Below are 14,394 nucleotides of genomic sequence, written 5' to 3'. Positions count from 1 at the left end.
TTTTTATCTTATAATGAATGACCCATCATAAAAAAGGCGCTCCAGTGGAGCGCTTTTTTTTGTAAGGGACTGTTTTTTATTTAAAATCCGAGGCATCTACTCCCTCATTTACTTTGATTTCCTTCACAAGGAACTCAAAGTTTTGGGGGCCCATGCTTTGCATCAACTTAAACGGGAACTTGATACCGGAAACTTCTTGGTAATCACCATAGCCTAGAGTGCTGGTCATTTGTTGGCCTTGCATCTCTTGGGTGTTGATTTCTTGAACTTTAAGCCCGGTCTCTACGTCATAAAAGGCCGTTTTGTTGTCACTGATCTTTAATTTGTATGCTTTTTTATCGCCCACGGGCTCTATCCCTTCCAAGGAAACATCACCTGCGGCCAAATAGTTCAGTTCGGGGAATGCGGCTGATTCTTCCTTGATCTTGGAAATCTCTTCTGGGGAAAGGTCCTTGCGTTGGCCCTGCACTACCATATAACCACTATCGCCATCCAACACCTGTTTTTGCATGGAATTTCCCTGCACTTTCACATTTTGCATGAATTGGTCCTGAGCTGTTTTCTTCATCTCCAGTTCCAGTTTCATGCCCTGCATCTCTGCTTCGGCCACCATGGAATACGATTCTACCCCTTCAAGCTTGGCTTTGCCTCCAATCGCTTGGATGTAGTTTTCGAGTACTGTTTTCGCATCCATTCCTTCAGGAACTGCAGCATTGTAATCGGGCTTTTCTGTCTTGTTTGCATATTTATCAAAATACAACACGGGAACGTCTTTGCCCTTAAAGGTCACTTTTTCCAAATTTTCCAATACATCGCTTCCTTTTCCAGTGACCACCACTCTAGCATTTGTAGTGGAGAAATGCTTTTGGGCAGCTTGGAGCACATCCTCTTTGGTAATAGCGTCCAATCGCTCCAAATAGGTCTCGTAAAAATCCTTTGGAAGGTCCTCTGTTTCGATGTTCAGGGCATATTCCGCCACGGTTTCGGGCTTTTCAAGTGCCATAACGAAGCTTCCGGCGTATTTTGCCTTGGCATTGGCCAGCTCTTCATCGGATACGGGTTCGGTAGTAATTTTGTCGATTTCCTTTAAAATTTCAACTACGGAACTGTCGGTTACCGCATTCCTTACCTGTGCATAGGCATTAAATCGCATAGGGCTGTATTTGTTCGCCCTGATGCCAGAGTAGGAACCGTATGTGTATCCTTTGTCCTCACGTAGGTTTTTGAACAATCGGGCTTGTCCGCCACCGCCCAAGATTCGGTTGGCCAACAAGGCATCCAGATAATCTTCGTCCTTCATTTTCAGATCGGTGATGTTCTGCACGGCCACTTCGGACTGTACGGCATTGGGCATATCCACAAAGTTGATCTGCGTGTACTGCACATCTTTGGGGTCGGAATAGGTGAAAGAAGGCGGAGCCGCTTTCGACCAAGGAGTGAACGCCTTGGTCACCAATTCTTTTACGTTTTCGAATTCCACATCCCCGATGACCACCAAATAGGCATTGGCGGGCACAAAATAGGAACGATAAAATTGCTCAACATCCGCTAGGGTAACATTGTTCACCGTTTCCTCTGTCATAAATTCACCAAAAGGATGATTTTTTCCGTAGGCAAGGGCCAATTGTACTCGGTCTGCCACCGCGGAAACGTCTTTTTCTTCGGATTTGATCGCTGTGATGATCTTTTCTTTTTCCTTATCAAACTCTTCGGGAAGAAAGTTCGGGTTAAGGGCAGCATCTGCCATCAGTTCCAAAATTCTTGGAAAGTATTTGGACAAGGAGCTGGCAAAGGCACTTTGATCACCGATAAAAACTGTTGCGCCCAAAAAATCCACTTCTTCGTAGAATTCATCTTTTGGGATGTTTTTGGATCCTTTTCCCATCATGCTCGCCGTGAGTGCGGAAAGACCTGCTTTGTCCCCTTCCATAATGGGAGGGTTGTCAATCGAGAGCTGTACCCGCACCCTTGGCAATTTATGGTTTTCCACCACCAGTACTTTCAGGCCGTTCTTCAATTCAAAACGGGCAGGATCTTTCAGGTTGATTTTGGGAGCTGGCCCTGGTTTGGGCTGTGTGCTTCGGTCTATTTGTGCGTACGATGCTGTCATGAAAAGCGACAGCACGGTCAAAACTAAATACTTTTTCATCTTAATTAGCGTCTTTTTGTTCTGGTAGGTATTCCAACTCCAAGCGTTGGTTCACCTTCAAATATTTTTTGGCCACTTCCATGATTTCCTCTCGGGTAATGGAGCGGTAAATGTCGATTTCCGTGTTGATGAGGTTGGTGTCGTCCTTGAGCATATAGTTTTCGGCCAAGGAATTGGCAATGCCCTCAACACTGCTGTTGGCATTTACAAATTGGTTTTCGAACTTGTTCTGGAGTTTTTGGTAATCCTTTTCAGAAATGAGCTCCATCTGAAGCTTTAGGATTTCCTCATCGATTTCCTTTTTGATGTCCTGGATGGAATTGTCGCCCACAGGAAGTCCTCCAACAATGTAAGAGCTGTAATCTTCCGCATCCACAGGTACCGATAGTATTTGTAATGCCATTTTTTTCTCGTCCACCAGTTTCTTGTAGAGTTTGGAGCTTTCCCCGTCACTCAAATAGGTAGAGATCATGTTGATCACATAGGCATCGCGTTGGCCTTGCCCAGGAGTCCGGTAAGCCAATAAGATGGCTGGGATTTGGATATTGGGGTCGTAATACTTGGCAAATTTTGTGGTGGTGATGGGCTCTTCCTTTACGTTGGGTCGCTGAATTTCGGCGCCTCTAGGGATAGGACCAAAGTAATCTTGAATCATTTCTTTGGTCTTTTCGGTATCAAAATCACCAGCTACCACCAAAACGGCATTGTTGGGCACGTAATAGGTTTTGTTGAATTTCTTAAAATCATCCAAAGTGGCGCTGGCCAAATGGTCCAACGACCCAATAACGCCCCAACGGTACGGATGTTCGGTGTAGAGATTTTTCAGGATTTGCTCAAAAAAGGCACCGTAAGGAGCATTGTCCGTTCTAAGCCTTCTTTCTTCCTGTACCACTTCTTTTTGGGTGTCGACCCCCACTTGACCTATAATGGGATGCAGCAATCGCTCCGATTCCAGCCAAAGGCCTACCTCCAAACTGTTGGAAGGGAACACCTCATAATAATAGGTGCGGTCCAAAAAGGTATTGGCGTTGTGCCTGCCCCCGTTGGAAGCTACGATTTGGTCCCATTCACCACGTTCGATGTTTTTGGTGCCCTCGAACAATAAATGTTCAAAAAAGTGGGCAAAACCTGTTTTGTTGGGATCCTCGTCCTTGGATCCCACATGGTACATTACCGATGTGGTCACTACTGGGGCGCCATTGTCCTGATGTAGGATAACGTGAAGCCCATTGTCCAGGTCATACTCTTCAAAAACGACTTCCTGTGCAGAAAGCGTGACCGCTCCAAAGAGCATGAGCCATGCAGAAAACAAATGTTTTTTCATTGTAATAGTCAGTATTTAAAAATTGATGTTGCTATGGGGTTGGTATCGATTTCTTGCTCGATGTTACGCAAAATATAAAATATTTTGTGGGTGGGCAGAAGTTTTATAAAAGTCTTTAGATTTAAAATTTAGCATAATTGGCAAACATTCAGTAAATTAATACGTGAATCCAAAAACAATACTATGAAAAACATTACCCTTCCAATCCGTTTCGGAATTGTCACCAGTGCGGTGCTCATTGCCTATTTTTTGATTCTGGCGTTAATGGGCAAGCACACGAACGTCTTTTTTAGTCTGTTCAATGGGGTGATTACGGGTTTTGGGATTTATGAGACCATTAAATACACCAAACTGCGGAAAGGTAAAAACTTTACGTATGGGAGCGGGTTTACGGCAGGTATCACAACAGGGTTTGTGGCCACCTTGCTGTTCACCATTTTCTTTGCATTTTATGCCACGGAGCTGGACAGTGCCTTTTTAGGGGAACTTTCCACCGCTTGGTCCAGTGATTATAAGAACTTCGAGGGTATCGTCTTTTTTACGGTGGCCATCATGGGGTTTGCCACAACTTTGGTTTTAACGCTTTCCTTTATGCAATTGTTCAAAACCAGCAACAACTCCAAAAAAATAATGGGTTAAATCAAATAGAATACTTGTAGATTAAGGATTTAGCAGTATATTTGCACCCGCTAATTTTGACAAAGCGAAAGAATTTTTAATCTAATTAACGCATTATGTACGCAATTGTAGAAATGGCAGGGCAGCAGTTTAAAGTTGCAAAAGACCAAAAAGTGTACGTTCATCGTTTGCAAGAGGAAGAAGGTGGCAAGGTCACTTTTGACAAGGTCCTTCTTTTGGAAGATGGTGGTAACGTAACCATTGGCGCCCCGGTCATAGAAGGTGCGGCTGTTGAAGCCAAAGTAGTAAAGCACCTTAAGGGAGATAAGGTAATCGTCTTTAAAAAGAAAAGACGTAAGGGTTACCAAAAGAAAAACGGTCACAGACAGTATTTGACCGAAATCGTTGTGGAAAGCATTGTAGCGAAAGGCGCTAAGAAAGCTGCCCCAGCCAAAGCAAAAGCTGAAGCAAAACCAGCTGCTGAACCAAAAGCAGAGAAAAAAGCGGAAGCCCCAAAGAAAGAAGCTCCCAAGGCGACTGAGGATTTGAGTTCCAAAACGGTTGCTGAGTTGAAGGAAATGGCAAAAGCCAAGGAAATCAGCGGTTACTCTTCTATGAAGAAAGCCGAGTTGATCGAAGCGTTAAGCAAATAAGACAAGAACTAAAATTTATATATCATGGCTCACAAGAAAGGTGTAGGTAGTTCAAAAAACGGTAGAGAATCAGAATCGAAACGCTTAGGCGTTAAGATTTTTGGTGGTCAGGCAGCAGTAGCTGGTAACATCATTGTAAGACAACGTGGTACCAAGCACAACCCTGGCGAAAATGTATACGCAGGAAAAGACCATACCTTGCACGCCAAGGTAGATGGTGTTGTTAAGTTTGAGAAAAAAGCAGGTGGAAAATCTTTTGTATCCATCGAGCCTTTCCAAGCCTAATCAACAACTACATAATGGATAAAAAAGCCTCGCATTTGCGGGGCTTTTTTTATTTGTGAAATTTTAATGGTTTTATAACCTAAAGGTGATGTTAGGATTAGCCTGAAAAACGAACTTCAATGTTTGCTTGTCCAAGTACGCATCATGAAAAAGATTTTCGGGTCTATACTGTTTTTTTTGACGTTGGGTTTGTTGCCAATTTCACTTTATGGCCAGCAAACTGATGCTTCTTTGGATATGGGACTGGCTGGAGAAGCCTATCATATACTTCAGAAGCGGTTGGAAACGGCCAAGCAGCACCCGGAATCACCGCTACAAATTGCCGTTGGACATCTAGAACTTGGAGCATATTATCATTCCCTTGGTCTGTATACCGAAGCCTTGGCACAATATAATTTTGCCCTTGAACAACTGGTGCATCATCCCGATGATATGTTGTATGCCGAACTTAACAACAACATTGGCAAAGTTTACCTTTCCCTAAACAATTTTGAACTTGCTGAAAAGTATTTTGAGGAGACCAAAGCGGCCTGTGAGCAACTAGGCGACAAAAAAGGTCTGGCCACATCCTTGGGACTTTTGGGGGCAAGCCACGAAAAGCAATCGGAATATGGGGAAGCCTTGGAAGATCAAAGAAGGAGCTTGGCGCTTTTCAAAGAGCTTCGGGATGATATGGGCACCGCACTGACCAACGAAAATATCGGAAGCATTTATGAAGACCTTGAACAATTTGATCTTGCCTATGATTATTTCAACAGGGCTTATGGCCATCTCAAAGGGACCGGAACCGAGACAGAAGCGAATGTATTGAACAATCTAGGCGATGTTTTTCGGAAAAGAGGGGAGTATCCGTCCGCCTTGGAAAAAACCACCTTGGCACTGGAACTTGCCATCCAAATCAACGACCTTCATCAAATGGAAAGTGCGCACAAGGACCTCTCCAAAACCTATGCGCTTATGGGTAATTTTGAACAGGCACATGCCCATCTGCTTCTGGCCGAGCAATACAACAACGATATGCTCACGTCCCAGAACAGCGATCAGTTGAACGTGCTCCAGACCATTTACGAAACCAACAAAAAGGAAGCAGAGATTGAGCTGCTCAAAGAGCAGAACAAGGTGAGCGAGGCCCATCAGAATTTACTTTGGGTAGCCCTCTTTTCAATTGCGGTCATCTTCGTTATTCTGTACTACTACATGGGCAGAAAGCGAAAGGCCAAGTTAAAGATTCAGGAATACAAACAACGCATGCTAAAGGCGGAACTGGACAAAAAGGCCATCGAAGAAAAAAACCTCCAACACGAGGTACAGCTTAAGGCAGCCTCCTTGTCTCGATACAGCCTTCACCTTTCCCAGAAAAACAAGATCTTACTGGATATGTCCAACACCTTAAGAAACATAGCTTCACGTAAGCACATGGACACCTCGAGCAAAATCAAGGAGTTGGTCAAGGAAATCGACTTCAATCTAAAACAGGAACAGGAGTGGGATGAGTTTATGAGCTTTTTTAAGGAAATCCACCCCGAATTCGTCAAGAAATTATCTTCCTTGTCCCAAAACTCCCTTTCGCCCGCCGAACTCCGCTTGGGCATGCTGTTGCGGTTGAATCTTTCCTCCAAGGAAATTGCATCCATTTTACGGGTAACCCCAGATAGTGTCCGTGTGGCCCGTCATCGACTTCGAAAAAAGCTGCCCATTGATCAAAAGGAAGAACTGGTAAACTTTATGATCGATCTTTAGCACCATTTCCTCCCTGTTTTATGGAAAAGGTTATGCCAATGTAAATTAACTGTAATTGTTGCCCTCTTGTTTCTGTGCATTTTCCCTTTTGTTTCCTTTTTGTTTCCCTTTATTTCAAACCATAACGAATTGATATACATAGTTTTGAGAAAACCAAAACGCAAATTGAAATGAAACTAATGCATATCAAAAATTACCTGTTTGTAACGCTGTTCTCAGTCTTTGGCTTTGCCACAGCACAAGCCCAAACAGGAAATATTCAGGGTACCATTTCCGATGAAAACGGAATTTACGTCTCTGGTGCCAACATCTTTATTGAAACGCTGAACAAAGGAACAATTTCCGATTTTGATGGACGGTTTACCTTGGTGGGTGTACCTGAAGGAACCTATACACTTCAGATTACCTACATAGGATATGGAAATGTAGATCAAGAAGTATCGGTTGCCTCTGGAGAAACAGCCAGTGTGGTGGTAGAATTGATGCCTACCAATTATCAATTGGACGAAGTGGAAGTCGCTGCACAAGGTTTGAGCGGCCAAGCCAAGGCGCTGAACACGCAACGAACCAATTTGAACATTACCAACGTGGTTTCCACCGACCAGATAGGAAAATTTCCCGATGCCAATATCGGTGATGCGGTAAAACGTATACCGGGTATCACCATGCAAGTGGACCAAGGGGAGGCGCGTAATGTGATTGTGAGGGGTCTTTCGCCACAACTCAATTCCGTGACCTTGAACGGCAGTCGTATTCCATCTGCTGAAGCAGATAACCGTAACATTCAAATGGATTTGATTCCATCGGATATGATCCAGACCATAGAGGTGAACAAGGCCGTAACCCCCGACATGGATGGCGATGCCTTGGGAGGTTCCGTGAATTTGGTTACCCGAACTGCCCCGCAAGGCTTTCGACTTTCGGCAACTTTGGGCTCCGGGATAAATTTCATAACGGATAAAAGAAACTTAAATGCTTCGTTCCTAGTAGGGGATCGTACCAAGGACGGAAAATTTGGATGGATGTTGGGTGCAGTGATTCAGGATAACGATTTTGGTTCCGATAATATTGAAGCGGAATGGACGGACGAATTCGCATTTACCAATGCAGAAGGAGAGGAAGAAGAATTGGAAGTAAATCCATACACCAATGTGGCCGAGCAACGGACCTATTTAGTGCAACGCGTACGTCGTAGTTTTTCTGCCAATTTTGATTATCAATTCGATGCCAATAACTCCATCTACCTTAAAACCATGTACAACTGGAGGGATGATAGGGAGAACCGTTATGTCTTGGCCCAAGAGATTTTGGATGCGGAGGATATTGGCCCTGATGATTTTACTATCACCAACGGCATCCCGACCCGTTTTCCGGCAGAGATAGCCCGAGAAACCAAAGGAGGAATAGACAATAACCGAAACCAAAACGCCCGTTTGGAAGACCAGCGTATGCAAAACTATACCCTTGGGGGAAACCACCTTTGGGGCAACGTAAAAGTAGATTGGTTGACATCGTACGCCAAGGCATCCGAAGAGCGATTGGACGAGCGCTATGCGCAGTTTGCTACCGAATACACCGTAATCAATGACAATAGCGACCCAGAGTTTCCCATCATGACCGCTGCAAACCCAGGAGACGCCAACAATCTATCGGCTTTTGAGTTTGATGAGATTACCAACGAAACACAATATACGGAGGAAGACGATCTTAATATTTTTGTCAATGTTGAAATTCCTGCGGACCTTTTTGGAAAAGGAGATGGAACCGTAAAATTTGGGGCAAGGGGACGCTTTAAGAACAAGAATAGGAACAATGATTTTTTTGAGTATGATTTGGAAGACACCTTCCCTACGCTGGATGCAGTTCCAAATCGGGATTTCACCGACCCGGATTATTTGGCCGGAGGTCAATATGCAGCAGGATTCTACGCAGACCCTGCATGGCTCGGCGGTCTCAATCTGAACGCGGACAACGGAGAATCCATCATCGAGGAATTTCTTCCCGGCAACTTCGATATTTCAGAAAACGTGTATGCAGGATACATCATGGCCAATCAAAAACTTTCGGATAAGTTGAGCGTATTGGCCGGGGTTCGTTTGGAACACACCCAATTGGAATCCGATGGTTTTAGCGTAACATTTACGGAAGATGACATCGTCTCACAAGAAGTTAGTGCCGATAACTCATACACCAACATTTTGCCCAGTGTACATTTTAAATATGATTTTAGTACCAATACCATTTTGCGCTTTGCGTGGACCAATACCTTGGCCAGACCCAACTATGAAGACTTGATTCCAAGAGCGGAAATTATCAATGCAGATGACGAGATTATATTGGGTAACGCAGCCTTGGACCCGACCACTTCCATGAACTTTGATCTGATGGCAGAGCATTATTTTGAAAGTATTGGGGTAATCTCGGGAGGTTTATTTTATAAAAATATCGACGATTTTATTTATACCTTCATTTCTGAAGCTCCGGACAACTCCTATGGCCCAGATACAGAAGGTTTTGATGTATTCCAGCCATTGAACGGGGACAATGCCACTATTTTTGGGGTGGAATTTGCCTTCCAGCGACAACTCGACTTTCTGCCGGGCTTCGCTAGAAACTTCAACATCTACTTGAACTATACATATCTTACTTCCAGTGCCGATGGCATACGAAACGAGGATGGGGATGAGCGAACCGACTTGGACTTGCCCAATACCGCACCCAATATGTTCAATGCTTCCTTGGGTTACGCCGGTAAGCGATTCAGTGCCCGTTTGTCTGCGAACTTTTCAGACTCCTACGTGGATGAAAGTGGCGGAAACGCCTTTGAAGACAGGTATTATGATCAGCAGTTCTTTTTGGATTTCAATTCCAGTTTTGCCATCAACAATAAACTCAGGATCTATGCCGATTTGAACAACATCACCAACCAACCCTTGCGCTTTTTCCAAGGCGTGAGCGAACGCACGCAGCAAGCGGAGTACTACGGACTTCGATTGACCTTTGGTTTGAAGTACGATTTGTTCAAAAAATAAAATCAGGTAGTATATTTTATATACGGTACCACAACAAGAACCTGCCTTTGGGTGGGTTCTTGGGACTGGTATTTTTATCTTAACCATAACTATGAGAAAAACATACATTCCACTATTGGCCATTTTAGCCATGGTTTCCTGTCAACAAGGAAGTAAACTGCCTGCCATAGCGCCCGATGTGATTACCGAAAAAACCCCTAACGACACCGATGACCCCGCCATTTGGGTGAACCCCGATGATGCCTCCAAAAGCATTGTCTTTGGAACCGATAAAGAGACGAACGGAGGAGTCTATGCCTTTGATTTGGATGGAAAGATTATTCAGGAAAAATCCATCAAAGACATAGAACGCCCCAACAACGTGGATTTGGCCTACGGTTTTCAGTTGAACGATTCTGTTGCGGTAGATGTAATTGCCTTTACTGAAAGGGAAAAGCAACAAATAAGATTGTTTTCTGTTCCGGATATGAAGCCATTGGATGGCGGAGGCTTTCCCGTTTTTGAAGATGAAGCCAATATCGAGCAGCGTTTGGCCATGGGTATCAGCCTCTACAAATCACCAAAGGACTCTTCCCTCTATGCCATAGTAGGTAGAAAAATAGGTCCAAGCGGTTCCTATCTCTATCAATATAAGTTAGAGGCCGATAGCATTGGGGTTACCGCTAATTTGGTCCGCAAGTTCGGAAGCTTTACGGGCGGCAAGGAAATCGAGGCCATTGCCGTGGACCATGAAATGGGCTACGTGTACTATTCCGACGAAGGCGAGTGCATCAAAAAGTATTATGCGGAGCCGAGTATGGGCAATGAGGAGTTGGCTTGCTTTGGCGGCGAGCTGTTCTTGGAGGATATTGAGGGCATTGCCATCGCCCGGTATCCAAACGGGGAGGGATATATCATCGTTTCCGACCAGCAACGCGGACAGTTCAACATTTTTTCAAGGAAAGACAATAGTTTTATAAAAGCGGTAAACCTATCCACATTGGAAACCGATGGTTGCGATGTGGTAACGGTTCCATTGAACGATACCTTTTCGAACGGGCTTTTTGTCGCTATGAACGACGAAAAGAACTTCTATTTTTACGATTTGAACAAAGCACTCGACCTGAAATAGTTCTTGTGTGCATTTTGGTTGAAAAATTCGTCAGTTCGAGTTTGTTTTTGGAGCTCAGTGGAGAAAACGAGTATCGAGAACGGGATTTTCCCTAGAAAACCGTATACTGGATATAAAATTTTCAAAATTTCACTCGAATTGACGGTTTTCAAGTTAAAAGAACAAAATGGACTACGGGTCTAAAATGTAAGTTTTCGTTTTCGGGCGGTAATCTGCCAAGTATCTACTTTTTTTCCGTTTTCGATGACGGAAACTTCGTCATGAAGATTGATGGTGGGGCAAATATGATAGGGAATGCCATAGAGGACATCACCAACTTTATATTTGTCCCATTGTTTTACTTTGATCACCCCATGTTCCTCACTTTGTGAAATAAGTTTGTAACCGTCAAGGTTTAGAAATTTGACCCTTTTATCGATTGGGTTTTCCGCAGCAACCGATTTATGTCCAAGGTCCACGGTGATAATGCCTTCTGTTGGTTTTGAAATGATTCGAGTGGCCAAAAGGGCCGCATGTTTGAAGTCTTGTTCCGTTAATTTTTCGCCATACCCCCAATCCCAAAGGACACAAGTACCGGGACTGGTGATTCTTTTTTCTTGAAGAAGATGTGACGTAAACGATGGCGTTCCCCCACAGATGAGCTGGGCTTTCGGATAATCCAGTCGGAGCGCATCAAAATAGGTTTCCACATCCTGTACTCCCTTTTCTATCTGTTGGTTGCGCAACGCAAAGTCGGGGTCCCGTAAATGCCCATCGTAGGCATGAAGTCCAATCAAAACTAGGGATTCACAGATTTTTAAATAGGCAATCAATTCATCCAATCGAGGGCCAACTTCAATCCCCGAACGGTTCATGCCGTTATTGATGTCGATATAAACTTGGACTTTTAGGCCCTTTTCCTCAGCTTTTTGATTCAGTAACTCCGCACTGTCCACATTATCCACCAGCGTAGAAAACTCGGTAGCAGGGTATTGCGGCATCATATTCAGCAGGCGGTCTACTTTGGGCCCAACCAATTGATGGGCAATCAGCACGGTGGCGGCACCGGCTTCGGCGGCAATCTCCGCTTCCGAAATGGTAGAGGCCTTAAACTTTTGAATCCCCGATTCCAACATCAGCTGCATCACCTTGGGCATTTTGTTGGTCTTGATATGGGGCATCAACCTGTCGGTCTGACCATCTACCAAAGAGACCATCTTTCCAATATTATATGCTAAGTGCTCCTTGTACAAAACTATGGAAGGGGAATCCACCGTTTCAATATTTTCAATAAGGTACCACGTATTGTCCATTACTTTGCCTTTTTGAATGCATAAAGGTAACAATCCCGTCACGATGTTTGACATCACCTCCCTTGCTTTCAGGAAAACACTTTATAGAAAGTATAAAACCTTACATCAAAATCTTTTGTACCTTAAGTTCCATTAACTATAAAATTTATATCATGAAAAAAGCAATTATTTCTTCATTACTGGCCTGTTCCATACTATTCACTAGCTGTTTGGGGTCTTTTAGGGCATTCAATAATCTTAAGGACTGGAACCAAGGGTTGACCAATAGCAAATTCTTGGACAACTTGATTTTTTGGGGATTGAACATTGTTCCCGTGTATGGACTGTTCTTTCTTGGGGATACCTTAATATTCAATGTGATAGAGTTTTGGTCCGGCTCCAACCCAATAGCTATGAAGGACGGGGAATCCGAAATTCAAATGGTGGAGCACGATGGCAATACCTTTGAGATGATCGCCACCAAAAACAGGATTCAGGTTACCGTTGTAGAAGGGCCTAAAAAAGGAAAGAAAATTGATTTGGTGTACAAGCCTGATGAGAAATCTTGGAATGCGATTCGTCCGAATGGAGAAATCATCAAACTATCCTCTTTTGAAGAAGGTTTCTACATTGTGTATATGCCAAACGGGGAGAAGGTAAAAATTGACCCAATGAGCACAAGGGAAGAAGGATTGGCTCTACTAAACGAAAGCAAGACCTGCTATTATGGCGAGACCTTATTGGCCGATTAATAAAACAGCATTGCAATAAAAAACCCATGGTGTTGGCCATGGGTTTTTTGTTTTATATCAACTTCATCTTAATATCGATAATATTCTGGCTTGAATGGACCTTCAACCTGTACACCGATATAATCAGCTTGCTCTTTGTTCAACTCGGTCAGTTCAGCGCCCAAGCGTGCAAGATGCAATTTGGCCACTTTTTCGTCCAAATGTTTGGGCAGCATATAAACTTCATTGGCATACTTGTCACTGTGCTTCCAAAGTTCAATTTGAGCCAAGGTCTGGTTGGTAAAGCTGTTGCTCATCACAAAACTTGGATGGCCCGTGGCGCATCCTAAGTTTACCAATCTTCCTTCGGCCAGCACGATGACATCCTTTCCATCGATGGTGTATTTGTCCACCTGTGGTTTGATTTCATCTTTGGTATCTCCGTAGGTGCCGTTCAACCATGCCATGTCGATTTCATTGTCAAAATGCCCAATGTTGCAAACAATGGCCTTGTCTTTCATGGCCCTAAAATGCTCTTCGCGGATGATGTCCTTGTTTCCGGTACTTGTGATGACGATGTCAGCAGTAGGAACTACACTCTCCAGTTTTTTCACTTCAAAACCATCCATGCAGGCCTGTAGCGCACAGATGGGATCAATTTCGGTAACGGTTACGATTGCACCGGCACCACGGAAAGATGCTGCGGTACCTTTGCCCACATCACCATAGCCAGCAACTACCACACGTTTTCCTGCCAACATGGTGTCGGTAGCCCTTCGGATGGCATCCACTGCACTTTCGCGACATCCATACTTATTGTCGAATTTGGATTTGGTCACGGAATCGTTCACGTTGATGGCCGGCATCGGTAACGTTCCTTTCTTCATTCTTTCGTACAAGCGGTGTACTCCTGTTGTTGTCTCTTCCGAAAGACCTTTGATACCGGCGGCCAATTCAGGATATTGGTCCAGCACCATATTGGTAAGGTCGCCACCATCGTCCAAGATCATGTTCAAAGGCTTTCTGTCCTCTCCAAAGAACAGGGTCTGTTCAATGCACCAGTCAAATTCCTCCTCGTTCATCCCTTTCCAAGCGTACACTGGAATACCTGCAGCAGCAATGGCGGCAGCAGCGTGGTCTTGGGTGGAAAAAATATTACAGGAGCTCCAAGTTACCTCGGCACCAAGGGCCACCAAGGTCTCGATAAGAACTGCCGTTTGGATGGTCATGTGCAAACAACCGGCAATTCTGGCGCCTTTTAGCGGTTGTTCGCTACCGTACTCTTCGCGCAGGGCCATTAGCCCTGGCATTTCGGCCTCGGCAAGCTCAATTTCTTTCCTTCCCCAATCCGCAAGAGAGATGTCCTTTACCTTATAAGGTACGTATGGAATTGTCTTTGTGCTCATACTTTATCTAATTTTACTTTTGTAGCTTCGCTTATATTTTGGCACAAAGATACGAATTCGCATAACTTTTGCTC

Annotated in this window: 11 protein-coding genes; 7 read left to right on the top strand and 4 right to left on the bottom strand. The window is 44.2% G+C overall.

All coding sequences use genetic code 11. The features are described from left to right. Positions 1 to 76: 76 nt before the first annotated feature. Positions 77 to 2,149 carry a pitrilysin family protein gene (locus RBB12_RS01345; protein WP_179383009.1) on the bottom strand — a complete coding sequence of 691 codons (2,073 nt, stop codon included), beginning with the start codon at positions 2,147 to 2,149 and terminating at the stop codon, positions 77 to 79. Between the two features lies 1 nt (position 2,150). Continuing rightward, positions 2,151 to 3,473 (bottom strand): M16 family metallopeptidase, encoded by a 1,323-nt coding sequence (locus tag RBB12_RS01340; protein ID WP_306012486.1) that lies wholly within the window; start codon positions 3,471 to 3,473, stop codon positions 2,151 to 2,153. 183 nt (positions 3,474 to 3,656) lie between these two features. Here RBB12_RS01340 and RBB12_RS01335 point away from each other — a divergent pair, with 183 nt between their 5' ends. From RBB12_RS01335 to RBB12_RS01310, 6 genes are all read left to right on the top strand, one after another. Then, positions 3,657 to 4,112 (top strand): DUF4199 domain-containing protein, encoded by a 456-nt coding sequence (locus tag RBB12_RS01335; RefSeq protein WP_179383007.1) that lies wholly within the window; start codon positions 3,657 to 3,659, stop codon positions 4,110 to 4,112. Between the two features lie 95 nt (positions 4,113 to 4,207). After that, positions 4,208 to 4,744, top strand: coding sequence for a 50S ribosomal protein L21 (gene rplU, locus RBB12_RS01330; RefSeq protein WP_306012485.1), 537 nt, complete (start codon positions 4,208 to 4,210; stop codon positions 4,742 to 4,744). Positions 4,745 to 4,768: 24 nt separating this feature from the next. Continuing rightward, positions 4,769 to 5,029 (top strand): 50S ribosomal protein L27, encoded by a 261-nt coding sequence (gene rpmA / locus RBB12_RS01325; RefSeq protein ID WP_127142388.1) that lies wholly within the window; start codon positions 4,769 to 4,771, stop codon positions 5,027 to 5,029. 144 nt (positions 5,030 to 5,173) lie between these two features. Continuing rightward, the gene (locus RBB12_RS01320) at positions 5,174 to 6,769 is read left to right on the top strand and encodes a tetratricopeptide repeat protein (RefSeq protein WP_306012484.1); all 1,596 of its coding nucleotides are present in this window, start codon (positions 5,174 to 5,176) and stop codon (positions 6,767 to 6,769) included. A 170-nt stretch (positions 6,770 to 6,939) separates the two neighbouring features. Further along, the gene (locus RBB12_RS01315) at positions 6,940 to 9,801 is read left to right on the top strand and encodes a TonB-dependent receptor (protein ID WP_409557897.1); all 2,862 of its coding nucleotides are present in this window, start codon (positions 6,940 to 6,942) and stop codon (positions 9,799 to 9,801) included. 91 nt (positions 9,802 to 9,892) lie between these two features. Then, a complete protein-coding gene (locus RBB12_RS01310; protein WP_306012483.1) occupies positions 9,893 to 10,912 on the top strand; it encodes a phytase in 1,020 nt (339 codons plus the stop codon). 179 nt (positions 10,913 to 11,091) lie between these two features. On the opposite strand, the gene RBB12_RS01305 is transcribed toward RBB12_RS01310, so the two are convergent. Further along, entirely contained in the window at positions 11,092 to 12,204 is a 1,113-nt protein-coding gene (locus RBB12_RS01305; protein ID WP_306012482.1) for a D-TA family PLP-dependent enzyme, read from the bottom strand. A 152-nt stretch (positions 12,205 to 12,356) separates the two neighbouring features. Here RBB12_RS01305 and RBB12_RS01300 point away from each other — a divergent pair, with 152 nt between their 5' ends. After that, the gene (locus RBB12_RS01300; protein ID WP_293286683.1) at positions 12,357 to 12,935 is read left to right on the top strand and encodes a DUF3332 domain-containing protein; all 579 of its coding nucleotides are present in this window, start codon (positions 12,357 to 12,359) and stop codon (positions 12,933 to 12,935) included. 68 nt (positions 12,936 to 13,003) lie between these two features. Here RBB12_RS01300 and ahcY read toward each other — a convergent pair whose 3' ends face one another. Then, positions 13,004 to 14,320, bottom strand: a complete 1,317-nt coding sequence (gene ahcY, locus RBB12_RS01295; protein WP_306012481.1) for an adenosylhomocysteinase — start codon at positions 14,318 to 14,320, stop codon at positions 13,004 to 13,006. Positions 14,321 to 14,394: the final 74 nt, after the last annotated feature.

Origin of the sequence: Allomuricauda sp. MMSF_3307, from assembly GCF_030733585.1 — a bacterium.
GTDB lineage: Bacteria > Bacteroidota > Bacteroidia > Flavobacteriales > Flavobacteriaceae > Flagellimonas.
The sequence above is the reverse complement of the archived record's forward strand: the minus strand, read 5'-3'. Positions and strand labels throughout refer to the sequence as shown.

Excerpts from the sequence above, each read along its gene's own strand:
- RBB12_RS01335 (WP_179383007.1), top strand. The coding sequence starts at position 3,657 with ATGAAAAACATTACCCTTCCAATCCGTTTCGGAATTGTCACCAGTGCG.
- RBB12_RS01300 (WP_293286683.1), top strand. The coding sequence starts at position 12,357 with ATGAAAAAAGCAATTATTTCTTCATTACTGGCCTGTTCCATACTATTC.
- RBB12_RS01345 (WP_179383009.1), bottom strand. The coding sequence starts at position 2,149 with ATGAAAAAGTATTTAGTTTTGACCGTGCTGTCGCTTTTCATGACAGCA.
- ahcY (WP_306012481.1), bottom strand. The coding sequence starts at position 14,320 with ATGAGCACAAAGACAATTCCATACGTACCTTATAAGGTAAAGGACATC.
- rplU (WP_306012485.1), top strand. The coding sequence starts at position 4,208 with ATGTACGCAATTGTAGAAATGGCAGGGCAGCAGTTTAAAGTTGCAAAA.
- RBB12_RS01315 (WP_409557897.1), top strand. The coding sequence starts at position 6,940 with ATGAAACTAATGCATATCAAAAATTACCTGTTTGTAACGCTGTTCTCA.
- rpmA (WP_127142388.1), top strand. The coding sequence starts at position 4,769 with ATGGCTCACAAGAAAGGTGTAGGTAGTTCAAAAAACGGTAGAGAATCA.
- RBB12_RS01310 (WP_306012483.1), top strand. The coding sequence starts at position 9,893 with ATGAGAAAAACATACATTCCACTATTGGCCATTTTAGCCATGGTTTCC.
- RBB12_RS01305 (WP_306012482.1), bottom strand. The coding sequence starts at position 12,204 with ATGGACAATACGTGGTACCTTATTGAAAATATTGAAACGGTGGATTCC.
- RBB12_RS01320 (WP_306012484.1), top strand. The coding sequence starts at position 5,174 with ATGAAAAAGATTTTCGGGTCTATACTGTTTTTTTTGACGTTGGGTTTG.
- RBB12_RS01340 (WP_306012486.1), bottom strand. The coding sequence starts at position 3,473 with ATGAAAAAACATTTGTTTTCTGCATGGCTCATGCTCTTTGGAGCGGTC.